Source organism: Porphyrobacter sp. MBR-49 (assembly GCF_053628655.1).
Genome location: NZ_JBRJGU010000009.1, coordinates 102817 through 122587, shown reverse-complemented (window position 1 = coordinate 122587; position 19771 = coordinate 102817). Strand labels below are relative to the sequence as shown.

Here is a 19771-nt window from a genome sequence, read left to right as displayed (position 1 = left end):
AGCCATCCAAAGCCCTTCGTCTGGAAGGCGGACCCCGACGAAATCATCGCCGCACGTAACCGGGGGTTCCAAACGTTGGAGTCAATCCACTAGGCATGGGCATCGCCGCAGGGTCTGTTGGGCTGTCAGAGCTTATGCAGAAGGCGCCATCTACAGATCGGACTGAAAATAATGCTCAACCGGGCCAAGATTTGGTAGCCGTGTTGGAAAACCTAAAGCGCGCTTTAGATGCGGGTTTGATTGATCAGTCTGAGTTTATCGCCGCCAAGACGAAGGCGCTTGGTCTGTAGAATCCTTAGAGAATGGTTTCCTATGAAGCTGATTGAATGCACGAAATGCGGTAGCAACGAGCTATTTGACGAAAAAGGCTATGTCGTTTGTGCGTATTGCCGGTTAAAATTTGTTCCGAGTCCCGAAGACGTGTCAAAAAAAGGGGCTATAATATCGGTCTATGACGATATTCAGGAGCTTCTTGCAAAATGCACGAGCGATCCTGAAAATAGACGGCGTTACGCCAGCTTGATATTGGATTTGGACCCAACAAACACGGATGTTTTGCGATACTTAAGATAGGGGGGAATAGAATGAAGACGAAGGATATTTCCAATCAATACGGCATTGATCAGAACCTGTTCGAGAAATTTCTGAGAGAGTCGTCTGGCATACCGTCGTGGATTGGATTGATGGGGGGGTGTCGATTGATGACGAATATGTTGATGAAGCGGTCACGGGATTCCAGGCGTATTTAATAGATCATGAAGCGCGCGTAGCAGGTGATAACGCCGAGAAGCAGCGAATGGCCGAGCAGAAGGATCTTGCTGCCCAGCAGAAGCAGCAAGCATTAGCGGGTATGCTCATTACCTCCGGGTTCAGTTTTGATGGTTACAAGATCACGAAGTATTCTGGATATATCTCCGGCGACGACGTTGTTCAAATTGACCGAGGAAGTCAGGGCTTCTTTTCGAGTGTAACCGATGTGGGTGAAAGTCTTATGACTTCATTGGCAAGCATTAGGCGTAAAGCACTGACTGAACTTAAAGAAGCTGCTTTTGATCTTGGTTGCAACGCTGTAATTGGAGTTGACTTCGACTATCTGACGCTTGACCCAGAGACTGCTAATTCCGGCGGCGGGACATTGTATCTGCCATACGTCTTTGGTGTCACCGCTAACGGAAACGCGGTCATTATTGAGAAGAGCTAATCCCTCATTGAGTTTGTTGCAAAATTATCCGATACGAATCGCCGAACTGATTGGCTGGCTATGACGATCAAGAGCATCGAGAAAATTTTGTCGGCAAAATCCTTGGGCAAGCCGGGTGGGCAGATATATCGGACCATTTCATCTCTGCCCGCTGGCGTCACTTCCGAGAAAATTTCCTCGGAAGCGACGGCCAGAGGGTATGGATACCGGATCATGCACGGCAAGATCTACGTTTATGCACCAGATTGAGTGGCTCACTGGCAAAGTTGGGGGCTTAATTGGGGGCCTATGTCGATAGCGGAAGCTGACAACGATCTGATATAAAAAGATAAAAATATCTTTATTTGAGTCCCTCCTCCCGTGGATGGCTTAAGATGCGGATGATGGCCTGATTGGCTCCATCCGGGTGCGAGTGGGCAGTATGGTCTAGGACGTCCATCTTCACGGCATTACACAAACGCTATGGCGGCACTAAGCCCATTCCGATCGCATCAACCGCTCATTCACTCCGCTGCGACGGCAAGCTCCTCTGTCACCCCGCGAAAGTGCTCCAGCGCGGCTTCAAGGTTGTCGATGATTTCCTGAGCCAGCACGTCGGGCTCTGGCAGGCTGTCGATGTCTTCGAGGCTATCGTCCTTCAGCCAGAATATGTCGAGGTTTAGCTTGTCGCGCTCGACGAGCTCGTCGTAGGTGAAGCGGCGGAACCGCTCGGTCTCCTTGCGCTCATGGTAGCAAGCGACAAAGTCATCCAAGTCCGCGCTGGCCAGGCGCTTTGTCTTGAGCGTCTTGTGGACGTTGGTGCGGTAGTCATATACCCAGAGTTCCTTGGTCTGGGCTTCGCGCGAGGCAGGGCGCTTGTCGAAGAACAACACGTTTGCCTTCACACCGGGGCTATACCAGATGCCGGTCGGCAGGCGTAGCAGGGTGTGGAAGTTGAAGCCCTCTAGCAGTCGCTTCCTAATCCCCTCTCCGGCACGGTTCGCCTCGAAAAGCACGTTGTCAGGCAGCACCACTCCGGCACGTCCATTCGCTTCCATGATAGTCATGATGTGCTGGAGGAAGTTCAGCTGCTTGTTGGACGTTGTGAACTTGAATGGACTTGTACCGGTTTTGCGCCGGTCACTTGAGAGTTTAACACTCGATCAAGGAGACCGGCGAGATGATCAAACATACAGAAGAGTTCAAGCAGGAGGCGGTGCGCATTGCGCTGACCAGTGGGCTGTCGCGGAGGCGTGTGGCGTCGGATTTGGGCGTAGGTTTGTCGACGCTGGGCAAGTGGGTGTCGCAGTACCGGCCCTCTGATCTGGTAGCCGCGCCGCAGGCAGATATGGCCCGCGAGAACGAACGTCTTCGCCTGGAGAACCGGATCCTCAAGGAGGAGAGGGAGATTCTAAAAAAGGCTACCCGGTTCTTCGCGAGCCAGCGGCCGTGAGGTTCGCATTCGTGGAGAGCTGGCGTCATTTGTGGCCGGTGGAGACGATTTGCCGGGTGATGCAGGTCAGCCCTCGTGGCTATCGTTCATGGCGCACGCGGCCGATCAGCCAGCGTTCCCGGACAGACATGAGGGTGCTGGCCCATATCCGGGAGCAATATAGTCTGAGCCTTGGCAGTGCAGCCTGCCCCGGCGCAGGCCGGGGGTCGTCCTCGCATGACAATGGAGCTCAAAGAGGCAGGTCTCGATGTCGGCGAGCGACGGGTCGGCCGACTGATGCGGATCAATGGGATCAAGCCGGTTCGCACGCGCAGGCACAAGGTAACCACTGACAGCAACCACCGCCTGGGCGTTGCGGCGAACTGGCTCGACGGCGATTTTGTTGCTGCGGCACCCAACCAAAAATGGGCTGGAGATATCACCTATGTCTGGACGCAGGAGGGTTGGCTCTACCTGGCCGTCATCCTCGACCTGCATAGCCGCCGCGTTGTGGGCTGGGCGGTCAGCGACCGGATGAAAAAGGATCTGGCGATCCGGGCGTTGGACATGGCTGTACGCCTCCGCAATCCGCCAGAGGGCTGCATGTTCCATTCCGACCGCGGCAGCCAGTATTGCTCCTACGATTATCAGAAGAAGCTGCAGGCCTACGGCCTGCGGCCATCAATGAGCGGCAAGGGTAATTGCTACGACAACTCAGCCGTCGAGACGTTCTTCAAATCCTTGAAAGCAGAATTGATCTGGCGGCAGAGCTGGCCAACCCGGCGTCAGGCGGAGGCCGCCATCTTCCAATACATCAACGGGTTCTACAACACCCGCCGCCGCCATTCATATCTGGGCGGCATCAGCCCGCTCGCATTCGAAGCCAAGGTGGCATAATGAGATCAGTGACCGGCACGAAACCGGTACAAGTCCAATCCGGTCGAGGCCCAGCCGATCCTCGTCAATCACCCCATCGACGCCATTATCGCCGCTCTTGCCTACTTTGAGCGCGGCGTTTTGATGCGACCCACCGTAGCCCATGGACACCAATAGATCGACGATGAGCTGCTCGAAGAAAAGGGGTGAGTTGTCGAGGATGCGCTGAAGAAGTTCGCCACTCAATGCAGAGTGGAGAACTGCTTGTGCTGCATAAATCTGCTCTTCAGGGGTAGCCGACGAAACGGACGCAGCGTCTGTGACTGGCTGTTCCGCTTTCGTCTGCCCTGCCGATCCTGCCTTCTGGAACTCGACAAAGCTTGGGTAGGATTTCAGCGTCTCGTTATCGATTGAGATGGGGTTCTTCGCCAGCAAGGCTCTTCCCTCGTCGCTCGCACGGAACACGCCGCGTTGGGGGCTTTCAATCAACCCTGCCCGCATCATGTGGACCTTCGCCCAATGGATACGATTGTGCAGGAGTCGCTGGCGTCCGCTGGACAGGCTCTGCTCGCGCTCTTCTTCCGAGAGTTCGAATTGGTCGGCGATAACCTCCGCCGCCTTCGGGACTCGCCAGTCGCCCTCCGCAGCGAGCTTCAGGACTGGCAGCATGAGCGTTTGGTAACTAGGTATCGTCACGCGGTCCCCCTTTCCCGAATGCCATTCCACAAAGGGACACGGATGCCAAGAGAATGCCACTCGAATGGTCGAGCCTCAAAGGTTACCACCTGCCCGATCCTCATCATCTGATCCGACAGGGCTTCACCCCTCGAAGTTACCTAATCTGATACCTAATCGGCAGGGCCGCCTAAGCCGTTACCTTTGGCTCGCAGGTTTTTCTATGAATTTCAATGGGAAGTGGTGGACGCACTAGGGCTCGAACCTAGGACCCGCTGATTAAGAGTCAGCTGCTCTACCAACTGAGCTATGCGTCCATTCCGATAATCCCCATCAAGGGGTCGGACATCGAAACGAGGCCAACTTGGGGCACTCGATTCGCGTGAGGCGCTGCGTTTAGCGCGTATTACCCCGATAGCAAGGCCCTATTGCGCCTTTTCATCAAGGTGAATGATCAGCTTGCCAGACCGCGATGGGGCGTGCGCTGGTTCCAGCGGTTCACCATCATCAGCAGGCCGATACAGATCATGTTGGTCATCATCGACGAACCGCCATGGCTCATCCATGGCAGCGGGATGCCTTTGGCGGGTGCCATGCCCATCACCATCAGCAGGTTGATCGCGATGTAGAAAAATATCGTCGCAGTCGCCCCGGCGGCGAGCAATGCGCAGAACCGATCCTGCGATTGCGCCGCAACCTTCATCCCCCAGCGCAGGATCAGTCCATACATCAACAACACGAACAACCCGCCAACAAGGCCCCATTCCTCCGCCATAGAGGCGAACACAAAGTCGGTATGCGGCTCGGGCAGATAGTTAAGGTGGCTCTGGGTGCCGTTGTTGAACCCCTTGCCGAAGATCCCGCCCGATCCGATTGCGATTTTGGACTGGGCGATGTGATAACCTGTGCCCAGCGGATCGCTTTCAGGATCGAGGAAAGCCGTCACGCGCGCGCGCTGGTAATCATGAAGGGCGAAGAAATACACCAGCGGCGCTGCACTTACGGCTACGCCGCCAGCCAGCAGAAACCACCACATCGGCAATCCGGCAAGGAACATCACCACCACACCGCCAAACGCAATCGCCACCGACGTGCCAAGATCGGGCTGCATCAGGACAAGCCCCATGGGAAGCACGATCAGCATCCCCGCAGGCACGAGCGAGCGCCAGGTACCCACCATCCCCAAAGGCAGCGTTCCATAAAACCGCGCCATCGCCAGCACGACGGCAGGCTTCATCAGTTCGGATGGCTGGATGCGAACCGGGCCGAGCTCAAGCCAGCGTTGACTTCCCCCGCCAACCGCGCCGACAACCTCCACCGCCAGCAGCAGCAACAGCACGGTGAGGTAGCCCGGATAGGTAACCGCTCGCACCACGTCACGCGGCATGGCAGCGATGATGGCAGCCATCACCGAAAACACGAGGAAGCGGAGAAAATGCGATGCTGCGAACGGCTGCATAGCGCCGCCGCCAGCGGAATAGAGCACCAACCCGCCGAACGCAGTCAACATCACCAGCGGGATCAGCATTTCCCATGGCTGGCGGGCAATCGCATCGGGCACAACCCTGCGGGTGGCAGTGCTGTTCATTCGCTGACCTCGGCCGGCGCGGGCGCTGGTTCGGGCTGTTGCTCTGGCGAAACGGCCGAAGCGGCAGGCGGTGTTGCAGAGGGGTTAGCCTCTGCACGCGGGGTGATCACATCTTCAGCGATCGTTTCGGTTTGGGTGGCAGCCACACGGGCCTCAGCTTCAACCCGGTCGAAGATTTCCTCGTCCCGGCGCGGCGCACGGCGGACTTCGGCGCCGCGCTCGGCCGCATAGGTGGCATAACGAGCCTCAAGTCGCTGTTGCGCGGTGCCGCCCCACTGCTTTTCCAGCGCAGTGAGCGCCTCCATCCCCTTGGTCGGATCGAACAGAAAGGTCGTTACATCACGGGCAATCGGGTAGGCAGCGCCCGATCCGCCGCCATGTTCGATCACCACTGCCCCGGCGTAGCGCGGGTTATCGAAGGGTGCGAAGAAGATGAACAATCCGTGGTCGCGGTATTTCCACGGGCCTGTGCGCCCGTTCGAAATGCTGAGTGAAACGACCTGCGCGGTGCCGGTCTTTCCTGCAATCTGCACGTCCTTGATTGGCAGGCGGGCGCGGCCAGCAGTGCCGGGGCCATTCACCACATCGCTCATCGCCTGACGCACGTATTCGACGTGTTCGGAGGGAAAATCGATGGTGTCGAAGCCCTTCGGCTTTGTGTCCAAGGTCAGGCGGGGCATGACATGGCGCCCGGTCGCCAATCGCGATGCCATCACCGCCAGCTGCAACGGGCTGGAGAGCATATAGCCTTGGCCAATGGTGGCATTGACCGTGTCAAAGGTCTGCCATTCACGCCCCCATTTCTTCATTTTCCATGCAGGATCAGGCACGGTGCCATAGAACTGGCTGGTCACAGGCAGAGGAAACTCCTCCCCCATCCCACACCGCCGCGCCATTGCTGCAATCGGGTCCATGCCCACGCGCTGGGCCATCGTGTAAAAATAGACATCGCAACTTTGGTAAATGCCGCGCGCCATGTCGACCGCGCCGTGACCGCGCCGGTTCCAGCAGCCAAACACGCGATTGCCGACGCGCAGGCCCCCGCCGCAAAAAACGGTTTCTTTAGGGTCGATGCCTTGGCCCAACAACGCCATCGACACCATCGGCTTGACGGTGGAGCCGGGAGGATACAGGCCTTTCAGCACCTTGTTGCGCAGCGGCACGCGTTCATCATCGCGCAGCATGGCGTATTCGACGCTGCCGATACCATCGGAAAAACTGTTGGGATCGAAGCTTGGCATTGAGGCCATGCACAGCAAATCGCCGGTGCGGCAATCCATCACCACCACCGATCCGCTTTCCAACCCGATCCGGCGTGCGGCGTAATCTTGCAACGGGCCATCAATGGTGAGACGCACGGGCGCACCCTGCACATCTTCGCGAGTTTCCAGATCGCGCACAATCCGCCCGCTGGCGGTCACTTCAACCCGCCGCGCACCCGGCACGCCGCGCAGGTCTTTTTCAAACTGCTTTTCCAGCCCGTCCTTGCCGATCTTGTAGCCCGGTGTGATCAGGATCGGGTTGGGGTCTTTCTCATATTCCTCGGCCGATGCCGGGCCGACATAGCCGATCAGGTGACCAACGCTGGAGGCTGTCGGGTAGAACCGCGAAAAGCCGCGCTGCGGCACCACGCCGGGCAGATCGGGCAGGCGTACGCTGAGCGCCGCGAATTGTTCGTAATTCAATCCGCTCGCCACCTCGACCGGGGCAAACCCGCGCGATGTGCTGACCTTGTCCTTGATATCGGCGATCCGGGTCGGCTCAAGCGCCAAGAGTTCACCCAAACGGTCAATCGTAGCGGACGCATTATGCATCCGTTCGGGGATCAGATCGACGCGGAAATCCGCGCGGTTAGATGCAAGCGGTGCGCCGTTGCGATCAAGGATCCAGCCTCGGCGCGGGGGGATCAGCGTGAGATTGACGCGGTTGCTTTCGGATTCGAGACGGTATTTCTCATTCTCGGCGATCGCCAGATAACCCAGCCGTAATGCCAACAGAGCGCCAATGCCGCCTTGCACCGCGCCGATCAGCACCGCCCGTCGTTCAAAGGTTGCGCGCAGGATCGTGGCGTTGATGACCCGTCCACGGCGCAGCGACCCATCGCCCAGGAACGGAAAACGCATCAGGCGATCTTTCGTGCCCGGGCAAGCCGGAACCGATCAAGGCTGGCAACCATACGCGCCATTATCGGATAAAGCAGGATTGCCAGCAAGGCCTGCGGCAGCGCCACCAGCAGCATTTCCGATGTCACCGGCGCGCCAGATGCCAGCAGCGTTGCCAGCCAGTATGCAACCACCATCACTCCTGCAGTGAACCAGTCCAGCCAGAAACCGCGCCAGGGAAACCGCGTTTCGATGATTTCAATCGCAATCATGGCCAGCGACCATAGCAGAATGGCGCTGCCAAATGGTTGTCCGCTAAAAAGATCGTCAAATGCGCCCAGCGGTGCCCCCGCCCAAAGTGGCAGCAGCCCGGGCCGAACCATGCGCCAGCCCAGCAGCAGCAAAAATCCGAGCGGCGGGACAAGCGGCATGACATCCGCGATCAACATCACCGGGATGACCGAAGCAAGCATGATCGACAAGTAGGGGACACTGCGCGCGCGAAGGGGGGAGGACGTGCGGTTGATGCGTTGTCCATAGATATCTGACCGCGCGCGGGGATCAAATTGTTCCATTACCGATCATCCGCCGCTGCACTCGCAGTTGGCGTGGCGGAAGATGGCTGCTGCTCCGCGTTGGCGGCACCTTCCGGCGTGCCAAGCGAATTTTCGCCGCGCAGCACAGCCACGGCCGCGGCTTGGTGGATCGGCTCAACCGCGACGAAATTGGTGGCCGCAGGCTCTGCCACCAGACGCGCGATCCCGCCATCCTCGGTAATCTTGCTGATTACCGCAACCGCGACGCCGGGCCGGTAATATCCGCCAGCGCCGCTGGTCACCATCAGATCGCCGACCTTGAGCGGATTAATCCCGAGATTGACCAGTCGAACCCGCAGCATTCCATCCCCGCGCCCTTCGGCAAAGGCGATGACATCATCTTTCGCCCGGCGCACCGGAAGCACGCTTTCGCTGTCGGTGAGCAGCAACACCCGCGCCGAATTGCGCCCGGTTTCCAGCACCCGCCCAATTACCCCCCGTTCGGAAATAACCGGCATCCCCGGCGTTACGCCATTATTTGCCCCCGCACTGAGATAGGCGTGCCGCCGTGTGCTGGTAGCCGTCGACCCGACCAAGCGGGCGATAGAGACGGGCTTTACCTCGGAATCTTTCAGGTTGAGCAGTGACTTCAACCGCCGGTTCTCGGCCCTGACGGCGTCGGCTTCAGCCAGTCGGACGCGCGCGATTTCCATTTCTTCACGCAGTGCCGCATTCTGGCTGGCTGCGTTGAAATAGCCCCCGATGCTGGAGAAGAAACCCTGCGTTTCGGTGCGCGCGACCGCGCCCACAGTGCCTGCCGGTGTTACGATATCGCTCGCGCCTCCGCGCAAAGGGGCAAATGCAGATGGCTGCCACAGTGACAACATCAGCAACGCCAGCCCCAGCAATGCGCCCGCACCGGCCAGCAAGTAGCCGGTGAACAGCGAATATTGTGCCTTCCTGGAAAAGCCCGAACGGCGCGATGAGGGAGGCGCCATGGCTTAAAGTCCCTTCTGCCAGTTCTCCCGGCTTACGCTGGTGCGCTTCACGCGGTCATCAGCACGCCGCGATAGATCGGATCTTCCATCGCGCGGCCCGTGCCGATGGCAACACACAAAAGCGGATCTTCAGCGACCGAAACCGGAAGACCGGTTTCTTCGCGCAGATGCTCGTCAAGGCGGCGGATCAACGCACCGCCACCGGTCAGGACGATGCCCTGATCCACAATATCGGCCGCGAGTTCAGGCGCGGTGTTTTCCAGCGCGATGCGCACACCTTCAACGATTGCCCCAATCGGTTCGGACAGCGCTTCGGCAACGTGTGCCTGATTGATCGTGATTTCCTTTGGCACCCCGTTGACCAGATCGCGGCCCTTGAGCGTGATGATCTCACCGATCCCGTCTTCGGGGATCATGGCGATGCCGTAATCCTTCTTGATCCGTTCAGCCGTGGCATCGCCGATCAACAGGTTGTGATGGCGGCGGACATAGGAGACGATAGCTTCGTCCATCTTGTCACCCCCGGTGCGCACCGAGGTGGTATAGGCCAACCCGCGCAAGCTGAGAACGGCGACTTCGGTGGTGCCGCCACCAATATCGACCACCATGCTGCCAACCGGCTCGGTCACGGGCATATCCGCGCCAATCGCCGCTGCCATCGGTTCGAGGATCAGATGCACGTTCGACGCGCCTGCGTTCGACGCCGCATCGCGGATCGCGCGGCGTTCAACCGAGGTGGAGCCAGACGGCACACAGACCACGATTTCAGGGTAACGGAACATGCTCTTCTTGCCGTGCACCTTCTGGATGAAGTGCTTGATCATCTGTTCGGCCACTTCGATGTCGGCGATCACACCATCGCGCAACGGGCGGATCGCTTCGATGCTGTCGGGGGTCTTGCCCATCATCATCTTGGCATCATCGCCCACGGCCTTCACCCGGCGGATCCCGTTGATCGTCTCAATCGCAACCACCGAAGGTTCGTTCAGAACGATCCCTTGATCCTGCACATAAACCAGCGTGTTGGCGGTGCCGAGATCGATCGCCATGTTTTGCGAGCCGAATTTGAAGAGATTGGACAGGAAGCTCATTGGTGGTGTTGTTCCAGTGGTGGCGGGGCGGGGCCGCGGACCGCGTTATGAACGCGATTGCGGGAAAATCGACCCGGTTATGACATGACGTGATGCGCCTAGCGAATCCGCGCACAAAACGCCAAAATATTTGTCCACCGCAGCGGGGATTTTTTGGGGGTTAGCCTCGAAATTGCGACCATTGATCGCTAGCGTGCGACAAATGCCCGAAATCCGCCGCCTCCCGTCCGCTCTGGTGAACCGCATTGCCGCAGGCGAGGTGGTCGAACGCCCGGCGGCGGCGCTGAAAGAGCTGGTTGAAAACGCGATTGACGCGGGTGCGCGGCGAATCGGGGTGGTGCTGGTTGATGGGGGCCTAGCCCGGATCGAGGTGGTTGATGATGGCTGCGGCATGGGGCCTGACGCGCTCGCGCTGGCGCTGGAACGCCACGCCACGTCAAAACTGCCCGATTCGCTGATTGGCGCAGACGGCGCAATCGAACTGGTCACAACGCTGGGCTTTCGCGGAGAGGCGCTGCCATCCATCGCCAGCGTCGCGCGGCTCACCATCGAAAGCCGTGAGGCAGGCGCGGCAGAAGGCTGGCGGCGGGTGGTCGATCACGGCGCGGTGCTGGCCGATGAGCCCGCTGCGCTGCCCCCCGGCACACGGGTGCGGGTAGAGGAATTGTTCGCCAAGGTGCCCGCCCGCCGAAAGTTCCTGCGCACTGCCCGCAGCGAATATGCCGCTTGCCTTGATGTGGTGCGCCGCTTGGCAATGGCGCGGGCCGACATTGCTTTTACGCTAGAAACCCTTGGCGATGCTGGCAAACGCACGGTGCTCTCGCTTCAGGCGGGAGAGGAACTCGCCACCCGCGTGGCGCGGATCATTGCGCATGAATTGAAGGACAATTCGGTTGCGATAGAGTTCAAGCGTGACACCCTGCACGGGGTGATGCGATTGACGGGCATCGCGGGCCTGCCGACTTACAACCGCGGGGTGGCCGATCACCAATATCTGTTCGTCAATGGCCGCCCGGTGAAAGACCGGTTGCTGGTGGGCGCGGTGCGCGGGGCCTATGCCGATATGCTGGCGCGCGATCGCCATGCGGTGCTGGCGCTGTTTCTCGACCTGCCGCCGCAAGACGTCGATGTGAATGTCCACCCAGCCAAGACCGAAGTGCGGTTCCGCGATTCCGCCGGGGTGCGCGGGTTCATCGTCAGCGGTTTGCGGCAGGCGCTCGGCACCGGGGATCGCCGTAGCGCGCAGGGGCCGGATCGCGGGGCGATGGCGCGGTGGGTGAGCGAACCTTCGCTTTCCCCGCTCCCCTCGGGCGAGGGGGTGCTGCCAGCATGGCCCGCTACACTCCACCCCAACCCCTCATCGCAAGGGGAGGGGCTATTGCTGCGTGAGGCCTCGCTGGCGTTCTCCGCACCATTGGGCCGCGCCGAAGAAGCCGCGCCGCTGCCGGAGCAGGCGCACCAATACCCGCTCGGCATCGCGCGGGGGCAAGTGGCGAACACCTATATCGTTGCCGAGGCTGCCGATGGGCTCGTGCTGGTCGATCAGCACGCCGCCCACGAACGCCTCGTGCTCGAACGCCTGCGCGCCGCCGGGGCAGGGGAGTTGGGCCGCCGCAGCCAAGCGCTGCTGGTTCCCGATGTGGTTGAGCTGGACGAGGTCGAATGCGACCGCTTGGAGGACGCGGCAGAAGGCCTGGCGCGTTACGGGCTGGTGATCGAACGCTTCGGGCCGGGCGCGATGCTGGTGCGCGCGCTCCCCGCCGCGCTGCCCAAGGCGGACAGTGGCAAACTGCTGCGCGATCTTGCCGACGATATCGCCAAGCACGGCAAGCAGGAAGACAGCGGCGCGCTGCTGCTGGCAGAACGGCTCGAACTGGTGCTGGCGACGATGGCCTGCCACGGATCGGTGCGGGCAGGGCGCACGCTCAACGTCGCGGAAATGAACGCACTGCTGAGGGAGATGGAAGCGACGCCGAGATCAGGCCAATGCAATCACGGACGGCCGACGTGGGTGAAGCTGAGCATGGACGATGTCGAGAAGCTGTTTGGGCGGCATTAACGTCATCCCAGCGAAAGCTGGGACCTCAGGCGGCAAGTGCTGCGTTTTCCAGCCCTAGACCCCAGCTTTCGCTGGGGTGACGGAAACGGGAAGCCGGACTCCCGCACCACCCGTTCCAAGCCTTTCGCCGCAGCCTGCCCCGCGCACCTATCGCCCGCATCAGCGCCGCAGCGCCGCACGCACATCCGCCAGCTTTCCATCAGCGTCCGCATCCTCGGGCAGCCCGAGCGTCGCGCGCAGCAGTGCTGCCACCGCGACATTGTCGAACACCGCCATCTGCTCGCCCTCGGCAAAAGCCGGGCCGTGGGCGATGAATAGCGCCAGCATTTCCGGATCGGCATTGTCATAGCCATGCGCGCCGCCCTTGACCGGGTAAGCGGGCGGGCCGGACAGGATCGTCCAGCCATTTTCCGCGAGGCAGATGATCGCCGCCACGCGCGGGTTGGTGCCGTATTTCAGCCGCGCGGGCAGGTCTTCCTTGCGGGTGCAGGTCATGTGGCCATGCGGCACCAGCAGTGCATTTGCCACGCGGTCATCGGTGCCAGTCACCGGCTCAATCGCGGCGTAAGGCCCGGTTTCAACCGCGATGTAGCTTTCGCGGTCGATCAGATCATCAAGCTGGATCACCCGGCTCTCGTCAGTCTGGCGCATTCCGTGGTCGGCGACGATCACCAGGTTCACCGGCACACCCAGCGCCGCAATCCCGTCAACCAGATCACCGATCCGTTCGTCGACCTCGGCCAGCGCGGCGTTGACCTCGGCGCTGTCGGGGCCGAAGCGGTGGCCCTGGGTATCGACCGTGTCGAAATAGAGCGTCGCGAAGGCCGGGCGGATCGCTGCCGGTCGCCGCATCCAGTCGAGCAGGGTGTTCACCCGCTGCACATTGCCGATGTTCTGATCGAACCGCAGCCAGTCACTCGGTCGCACGCCGCGGATGGCGACTTCGCTGCCGGGCCAGAACACGGTTGCGGTGCGGATTCCGGCGCGTTCAGCGGTGACCCACACCGGCTCGGCCTCGTCCCACCAGAACGGGTCGAGCGCTTGCCGCGCGTTCCCCATCGTGAACATCTGGCCGGGACGGCGCGGGTCGATCATCGAATTGCCCGAAATGCCGCTGCGATCGGGCACCATCCCTGTGACCATGGCGTAGTGGTTGGGGAAGGTCTTTGTCGGGAAACTCGGCCTCATCGCCCCGCTTGCCCCTTGTGCTGCCAGCGCGCTGAGGCGCGGGGTGATCCCACGGGTCAGGTAATCGCTGCGAAATCCGTCAATTCCGATCAGCAGGGTGACGGGCCGGACTTCGGACGACGTTTCATCCTGCGCCGCGACATGGGCGGGCATGAACAGGACGGCGAGCAGGATCAGGATATGGCGCATAACGGGCTTCCTAGATGCAGGACGCGACAATTGCGAGACGGCAGGATTGATGCGGCGGTTCAGACGTTGAACTTGAACAGCAAGATGTCGCCATCCTGCACGACATATTCCTTGCCTTCCTGCCGCAGCTTGCCCGCTTCTTTCGCGCCCGCTTCGCCGCCCAGCGTGACGTAATCGTCATAGGCAATCGTTTCAGCACGGATGAAACCGCGTTCGAAATCGGTGTGGATCTCGCCCGCTGCCTGCGGGGCCTTTGCGCCGTCATGGAACGTCCAGGCGCGCGCTTCCTTGGGGCCGACGGTGAAGAAGGTTTTGAGGCCGAGCAGCTTGTATCCGGCGCGGATCACGCGGGCGAGGCCGCTTTCGGATAGGCCAAGCGCTTCGAGGAATTCGCCCCGGTCTTCGATTGGCATCGTCACCAGATCGGCCTCAATCGCGGCGGAGACGACCACCGCCTCGGCGCCCTCGGCTGCGGCCTTGGCGAACACCTTGGCCGTCAATTCATTGCCCGTCGCCGCGTCTTCTTCGGCCACGTTGCACACATAGAGCACCGGCTTGGCGGTCAGCAACTGCGCCTGAGCAAACAGCCGCGCTTCCTCGTCATCGCCGGGAACGGTCAGGCGGGCAGGCTTGCCTTCACGCAGCAATTCGAGCGCTTGTCCCAACACGCTCGCCATCGCTTTGGCTTCCTTGTCACCCGCCGCACCGCGCTTGGCCGCTGCGGGGACGCGCTTCTCTAGGCTCTCCAGATCCGACAGCATCAACTCGGTTTCGACCACTTCGGCGTCGGCAATCGGATCGACCTTGTTGGCGACGTGCTGGACATCGTCATCCTCGAAGCACCGGAGCACGTGGACGATCGCGTCTACCTCGCGGATATTGCCGAGGAACTGGTTGCCAAGCCCTTCGCCCTTGCTCGCGCCTTTCACCAGCCCGGCGATATCGACAAAGCCCAACTGGGTTTCGATGATCTTGGCGCTTTTGCCGATGGCCGCGATCTTTTGCAGCCGTTCATCCGGCACCGCGACCTGCCCCACGTTCGGCTCGATCGTGCAAAACGGATAATTGGCTGCCTGCGCCGCCTGCGTTTCGGTGAGTGCATTGAATAAGGTCGACTTGCCGACATTAGGCAGGCCGACAATCCCGCAGCGGAAACCCATACTTCAATCCTTGGTTTTGCCGTCGATGCGCCAGGGAGGAAAGCGTCGGTTCTGGCCGCCCCAGAACAGGCAGATTTCATTGCCTGCGGGATCGCGCAACCGTGCTTCGCGCCATCCCCAGCTTTCATCGACGGGATCAGTTGTGAAACGCAAGCCCGCGCTTTTGAGGATTGCTACCGTCCGGTCAAGCTCTTCGATCTCGAAATAGACCACCGAGGTCGGTGCGGCCACCGCATCGACCTGATGGATCGAGAAGGTTTCGCCGCCCTGAGTTTCAAACCGGGCGTAGCGCGGCGGCGCGTCAACAATCTGGGTCAACCCCAGCAACGTGTAAAACCGCACCGATGCAGCATAATCCGTGCAGCCGACGGTTACCTGATTGAGCCGCATCACCGCTCATGCACGCTGCGCACCAGCGGCCCGACCAGCGGCGATCCGCCGAGCCAGTCGGTCTGCACCTGCGCGGCGACTTCGTTGATCGGCACTTGCGGCTTGTTTCCGGGATGAACCGGCAGGCGCAGCGGGCGGGTGCCGGGTCGCTGTGCGATCAGCCCGGCAATCGCGCGCGCCACATCCATGGGATCGGCACCGCTGCCAGAGCCATCGCCTTGTCCCATGCGTTCAACTTGTTGCGGATAACCATCAGTATGGCGTTCGTGGGCCCGTTCCTTCAACGCGCCGGAATAGGCGTTGCGGTTGACCCAGATTTTGGTGGGATAGCCACCGGGCTGGATGATGCTGACGTTGATATTGTGCGGCACCAGTTCATAGGCCAGCTGTTCGCTCATCGCCTCCAATGCGAATTTGGTGGCGGAATAATGCCCGGAATAGGGTGCGATCACACGGCCCAATTGGCTGGAAATCTGGATGATCTGGCCCGCGCCTTTCTTGCGCATCCCCGGCAGCACCGCGCGCGCCATGCGATGCGCGCCAAACACGTTGGTTTCAAACATCAGCCGGGTGGCTTCCATGTCCTGCACTTCGACCGGAGAGGTGATGCCGATGCCCGCATTATTGACCAGCACATCAATCGGCCCGCCGTTGATCATCTCGGCCTCGGCCACCCCGTCAGCGATCTGATCGTCAGACATCACGTCGATTTCGATGACGTGCAGATCGAGACGCTCGTTCAGTGCAAGGATGCGCAGTTGTTCCGCTTCCCGCCGGGGCAGGCCGCGCATCGTGGCAAACACCCGCGCACCCTGACGCGCGAGCAGTTCTGCCGTCAGCCGTCCGAAACCGGATGAGCAGCCCGTGACGAGCACGCTTTTCCCTGCATAGTTCGCATCAGGCCGATAAACGGGTTCAGCAGCAGCACTGGCGCGCGGTGTTGCGGCCAGCGCACCGGTAGCTGCGGCGGCGGCGATCAGCGAACGGCGATTGATACGGGGCATGGACAGGTTCCTTCGTGACCGGAAACAGGATCACGCAAGGTTATTGTGTTCGCGCCAGAGTGCAAGCGCGCTTGGAGATTCAAGCCGGATGATCTTGTTTGCCCATGGCGCGATGGCGGCCTCGGTGCGCGGGCGCGGGCCGCGGTTCCAGTTCAACACATACCAGAAAAACGCGAGGTCAAAGCGTTCGGGGCAGCCTGCGGGCATATCAGGCCGCGCTTGCCCGCGATGCGTCACGATCCGCCGGATCAACCGCCACAGGCACAGGGCAATCGGGAAATCGAGATATATTACCGTGTCCGCCCGTTTGAGCCGGGGCAGGAGCGTGCTGCCGTAGTTGCCTTCGATCAGCCACTCATCCTGCGCGACGGCTTCGGCTAGCCGGGCGTGCAATTCGGCCTTCTGAGTCTCGACCCAGCCATCCTGCCATCCGAGTTGATCCATGTGGATCAGCGGTAGACCAAGCAGCGGTGCCAGTTCGCGGGCGAGGGTGCTTTTACCCGAACCGCACGGGCCGATGATCAGCACGCGGCGCATGGTCGTCAGTCCGCGCGGACCGGCAACAGGCGGGAATCGCTGATTGCGGCGGTGCGGTGGGCGGCAATCCTCTGGCTTTCAGGATCGCTCGCAAAGGCGAGGAAGCTGGCCTTGCTTTCTTGTCGCACCAGCAAGACATAATCCCAGGTTTCGGTTGCCGGGCCGATCAGGAAGTGCGCGCTGGTTCCGGAAAACAGCACCTCACCGCCGCTGCGTTCCAACAACGGCAGCATGTCCCGCATATAGCGCTTATAGGCCTCGCGCCCGGAAATAGGGGTCTCAGGTGTAAGCTCTGGAGCGTGAGCGTAGTCAGCGCAGTCGCGAAAGCGCAACAGATTTAGCATCACGACCGGGCCTTCGTCGGGCAATCCGAAAAAGGCGGCACCCTGTTCGGGGCTAACATCGCGAAAAACGGCGGTTGTCATGGTGTTTGGTCCTGCATCCTCAAGGCAACATCATTCATGAAGCGCGCGTCATCGCCCTTGGCGAGCCATTCCGCCTCAGCCGCGATGGCTCCGAGCATCGCGGCGAGGTCATCTTCTTCGGTCTTGCCATAATTGCCGAGCACATGGCCGGTCACGCGATCCTTGTGCCCCGGATGGCCGATGCCGAGCCGCACGCGGCGGAAACTTGCCCCGCAATGCTGGTCAATCGATCGCAGGCCATTGTGTCCCGCCGTGCCGCCGCCTTGTTTCACCTTTACCTTGAACGGGGCAAGATCAAGCTCATCATGGAAGACGGTCAAGATATCGGTGCCTAGTTTGTAGAACCGCAGCGCCTCTCCGACACAGCGCCCGCTTTCATTCATGAATGTGGCGGGTTTCAGCAGCAGCACTTTGGAACCGCCGATCCGTCCTTCCTGCGCCCAGCCCTGAAACTTGCTCTGCACCGGGCCAAATCCGTGCATGTGGGCAATGACGTCCACCGCCATAAAGCCAACATTGTGGCGGTGGAGCGCGTAGCGCGGTCCAGGATTTCCAAGGCCAGCCCAGATTTGCATGATGACCCTCTAACGATACCTCACCCAAAACGAAACGCCGGACTTCTTGCGAAGCCCGGCGTTCATCAGCCGTTGGTGGCTGTGTTGGGTTATTCTTCGGTAGCTTCCTCGACAGCAGCGTCGTCGGACGACGCAGCGCCTTCGCTGCGCTTGAGCGCGGACGGGGCGACCAGTGTGGCGATGGTGAAATCGCGATCGGTGATCACGCTGGTCACGCCCTTGGGCAGGGTGACTTCGCTGATATGGATCGCATCGCCAACGTCCTTGCCGGTAACGTCGATCTGAATTTCTTCAGGGATGTTGGCGTTGGGGCACAGCAGATCAAGCTCGTGACGGACAACGTTGAGCACGCCGCCCTTCTTCAGGCCTGGCGAGGCATCTTCGTTGACGAATACCACCGGCACCTGCACTTCGACCTTGCTGTCGCCGGTAAGGCGCAGGAAATCGACGTGGAGCGGACGGTCTGTCACGGGGTGAAACGCCACATCCTTGGGCAATGTGCGAACGGTCTTGCCACCGATCTCAAGATTGACGACCGAGTTCATGAAGTGACCGGTCATCAATTGCTTGACCAGTTCCTTTTCCTCGACGTGGATCATGGTGGGTTCTTCCTTGCCGCCGTAAATCACGGCAGGAGTCCGACCTTCGCGGCGAATTGCACGGGAGGCTCCCTTGCCAGCCCGTTCGCGCGCTTCAGCCGGCAGGTTCAGAGCGTCGCTCATAATAGTGCCTTTCGAATGCGTGTTGAATAAAGACTATCGCGCGCACCGCCTCCAGGGATGACCGGAGCGCCGAAGCGCGGGCCCTTAGAGGCAAGCGCCGCGAAAGGCAACCTGTTTAGGGCAGGCGCCGGAGGCGGTAGCCTGCCGCTTGCAGCAGGCTTGCCAGCCCGTCGACCCCCACCAGATGTGCCGCACCGACCGCAATCAGAGGGCGCGGCTCATCTTCGAGCAGCGGGATAATCGCCTCGGCCCATGCGCGGTTGCGCTGCACCAGCAAAGCCTCACGCAGTTCGGGATCGGCAAGGATGCCGCTGCGGGTCGCCTCATCAAGCGCGGCGACATCACCCGTCAGCCAAGCGCGGCGCAGTTTTTGTGCCTGTGCTTTCGCGTCGCTGGCCTGCGTTATCACAGCAGCCAGCAAGTCACGCTGATCGGCTTCGGGTAGACGGTCGAAAATTGCCAGTTGCGCCCGCGCGCCTTCCAACTCGCGCACCGGACGACCGGAAAATTCGCGGATCAGCGCGCGGTCAACGCCGTTGGCCGGATCGCCTTCCGCGCTGAGTTGCGCCAGCGTCAGCGCCGCAGCCCAGGTTTCTGTCGATGCAAAGCTGCCGCTATCCAACCCGCCACGATCGAGCATATCTGCCAGCGCGGGGGCAAGGGTGGCAGGAACACGCTCGGCGATGGGCGGCAGGCCGGGCGTGGTGCCCAATTCAGCAAATGTCTCGGCCAGCGCGGCGCGATTATCCAGGGCAGCAATTTCCACCAGAAGCAAATCGGCCTCGTTTATGGCAGAGGCAATCGCTGGCGTGCGCCATTTCGTGCCATCGGGCAGGGCATGGATGGTGCCGAGCATCCACCCCTCCACCGTGCCATCGGCGCTGGCGATTTCATACAAGAGCGGGTTGGGCGGTGGGCCGTCTGCCTCATCACCGGGGGCATCACTGCAACCGACGAGGCCAAGCAACAGGATCGGGGCCAGCATCGCTGTGAAGCTGCTGCGCACAAGCTGCACCATGCCGGCCCCGGTCAAGTTCATTGCTA

General features: G+C 60.8%; 19 protein-coding genes, 1 tRNA gene and 2 pseudogenes. 5 read left to right on the top strand and 17 right to left on the bottom strand.

What is annotated here, in order from left to right; genetic code table 11:
• Nucleotides 1-95 precede the first annotated feature (95 nt).
• The 3 genes from ACSSV3_RS12990 (at nucleotide 96) to ACSSV3_RS12980 (ending at nucleotide 1450) form a co-directional block, all read left to right on the top strand.
• Nucleotides 96-290 (top strand): SHOCT domain-containing protein, encoded by a 195-nt coding sequence (locus ACSSV3_RS12990; protein WP_354327038.1) that lies wholly within the window; start codon nucleotides 96-98, stop codon nucleotides 288-290.
• A 380-nt stretch (nucleotides 291-670) separates the two neighbouring features.
• Nucleotides 671-1201 carry a YbjQ family protein gene (locus ACSSV3_RS12985; RefSeq protein WP_354327040.1) on the top strand — a complete coding sequence of 177 codons (531 nt, stop codon included), beginning with the start codon at nucleotides 671-673 and terminating at the stop codon, nucleotides 1199-1201.
• Between the two features lie 60 nt (nucleotides 1202-1261).
• Nucleotides 1262-1450, top strand: a complete 189-nt coding sequence (locus ACSSV3_RS12980) for a hypothetical protein (RefSeq protein WP_354327042.1) — start codon at nucleotides 1262-1264, stop codon at nucleotides 1448-1450.
• A 254-nt stretch (nucleotides 1451-1704) separates the two neighbouring features.
• On the opposite strand, the pseudogene ACSSV3_RS12975 reads toward ACSSV3_RS12980, so the two are convergent.
• Nucleotides 1705-2271 (bottom strand): annotated as a pseudogene (locus tag ACSSV3_RS12975) (HsdM family class I SAM-dependent methyltransferase); the annotation flags it as partial.
• 89 nt (nucleotides 2272-2360) lie between these two features.
• On the opposite strand from ACSSV3_RS12975, the pseudogene ACSSV3_RS12970 reads away from it, so the two are divergent.
• Nucleotides 2361-3509, top strand: a pseudogene (locus tag ACSSV3_RS12970) (IS3 family transposase).
• On the opposite strand, the gene ACSSV3_RS12965 reads toward ACSSV3_RS12970, so the two are convergent.
• The 7 genes from ACSSV3_RS12965 to ACSSV3_RS12935 form a co-directional block, all read right to left on the bottom strand.
• Entirely contained in the window at nucleotides 3459-4184 is a 726-nt protein-coding gene (locus ACSSV3_RS12965; protein WP_354327044.1) for a restriction endonuclease, read from the bottom strand. The pseudogene ACSSV3_RS12970 and the gene ACSSV3_RS12965 overlap by 51 nt on opposite strands.
• 220 nt (nucleotides 4185-4404) lie before the next feature.
• Nucleotides 4405-4480, bottom strand: a tRNA-Lys gene (locus tag ACSSV3_RS12960).
• 137 nt (nucleotides 4481-4617) lie between these two features.
• Entirely contained in the window at nucleotides 4618-5751 is a 1134-nt protein-coding gene (rodA, locus tag ACSSV3_RS12955) for a rod shape-determining protein RodA (RefSeq protein ID WP_354326484.1), read from the bottom strand.
• Nucleotides 5748-7874 (bottom strand): penicillin-binding protein 2, encoded by a 2127-nt coding sequence (gene mrdA, locus ACSSV3_RS12950; protein WP_354326482.1) that lies wholly within the window; start codon nucleotides 7872-7874, stop codon nucleotides 5748-5750. Before mrdA ends, rodA begins: the two co-directional genes overlap by 4 nt.
• The gene (locus ACSSV3_RS12945; protein ID WP_354326480.1) at nucleotides 7874-8428 is read right to left on the bottom strand and encodes a rod shape-determining protein MreD; all 555 of its coding nucleotides are present in this window, start codon (nucleotides 8426-8428) and stop codon (nucleotides 7874-7876) included. The genes mrdA and ACSSV3_RS12945 overlap by 1 nt, the downstream gene beginning before the upstream one ends.
• A complete protein-coding gene (mreC, locus tag ACSSV3_RS12940) occupies nucleotides 8428-9387 on the bottom strand; it encodes a rod shape-determining protein MreC (protein ID WP_354326478.1) in 960 nt (319 codons plus the stop codon). The genes ACSSV3_RS12945 and mreC overlap by 1 nt, the downstream gene beginning before the upstream one ends.
• A gap of 47 nt (nucleotides 9388-9434) precedes the next feature.
• Nucleotides 9435-10478 (bottom strand): rod shape-determining protein, encoded by a 1044-nt coding sequence (locus ACSSV3_RS12935; RefSeq protein ID WP_354326477.1) that lies wholly within the window; start codon nucleotides 10476-10478, stop codon nucleotides 9435-9437.
• A 202-nt stretch (nucleotides 10479-10680) separates the two neighbouring features.
• Here ACSSV3_RS12935 and mutL point away from each other — a divergent pair, with 202 nt between their 5' ends.
• On the top strand, nucleotides 10681-12537 hold the full coding sequence (gene mutL, locus ACSSV3_RS12930; RefSeq protein WP_354326474.1) for a DNA mismatch repair endonuclease MutL: 1857 nt from the start codon (nucleotides 10681-10683) through the stop codon (nucleotides 12535-12537).
• Between the two features lie 159 nt (nucleotides 12538-12696).
• Here the strand turns inward: mutL and ACSSV3_RS12925 are convergent, their stop codons facing one another.
• The 9 genes from ACSSV3_RS12925 to ACSSV3_RS12885 form a co-directional block, all read right to left on the bottom strand.
• Nucleotides 12697-13914, bottom strand: coding sequence for an alkaline phosphatase family protein (locus ACSSV3_RS12925; protein WP_354326473.1), 1218 nt, complete (start codon nucleotides 13912-13914; stop codon nucleotides 12697-12699).
• Between the two features lie 59 nt (nucleotides 13915-13973).
• Nucleotides 13974-15074: a redox-regulated ATPase YchF gene (gene ychF, locus ACSSV3_RS12920; protein ID WP_354326471.1), complete on the bottom strand. Its 1101-nt coding sequence runs from the start codon at nucleotides 15072-15074 to the stop codon at nucleotides 13974-13976.
• A gap of 3 nt (nucleotides 15075-15077) precedes the next feature.
• Complete coding sequence (locus ACSSV3_RS12915) at nucleotides 15078-15464, bottom strand: VOC family protein (protein WP_354326469.1); 387 nt, start codon at nucleotides 15462-15464, stop codon at nucleotides 15078-15080.
• On the bottom strand, nucleotides 15464-16468 hold the full coding sequence (locus ACSSV3_RS12910) for an SDR family oxidoreductase (protein WP_354326468.1): 1005 nt from the start codon (nucleotides 16466-16468) through the stop codon (nucleotides 15464-15466). Before ACSSV3_RS12910 ends, ACSSV3_RS12915 begins: the two co-directional genes overlap by 1 nt.
• A 30-nt stretch (nucleotides 16469-16498) precedes the next feature.
• Nucleotides 16499-17005, bottom strand: a complete 507-nt coding sequence (locus ACSSV3_RS12905; protein ID WP_354326466.1) for an AAA family ATPase — start codon at nucleotides 17003-17005, stop codon at nucleotides 16499-16501.
• A gap of 5 nt (nucleotides 17006-17010) precedes the next feature.
• Entirely contained in the window at nucleotides 17011-17430 is a 420-nt protein-coding gene (locus ACSSV3_RS12900; protein ID WP_354326464.1) for a DUF1330 domain-containing protein, read from the bottom strand.
• Nucleotides 17427-18005, bottom strand: a complete 579-nt coding sequence (gene pth, locus ACSSV3_RS12895) for an aminoacyl-tRNA hydrolase (protein WP_354326462.1) — start codon at nucleotides 18003-18005, stop codon at nucleotides 17427-17429. The genes ACSSV3_RS12900 and pth overlap by 4 nt, the downstream gene beginning before the upstream one ends.
• 89 nt (nucleotides 18006-18094) lie before the next feature.
• The gene (locus tag ACSSV3_RS12890) at nucleotides 18095-18727 is read right to left on the bottom strand and encodes a 50S ribosomal protein L25/general stress protein Ctc (RefSeq protein ID WP_354326460.1); all 633 of its coding nucleotides are present in this window, start codon (nucleotides 18725-18727) and stop codon (nucleotides 18095-18097) included.
• A gap of 115 nt (nucleotides 18728-18842) precedes the next feature.
• Complete coding sequence (locus ACSSV3_RS12885; RefSeq protein WP_354326458.1) at nucleotides 18843-19766, bottom strand: TraB/GumN family protein; 924 nt, start codon at nucleotides 19764-19766, stop codon at nucleotides 18843-18845.
• Between the last annotated feature and the right edge of the window lie 5 nt (nucleotides 19767-19771).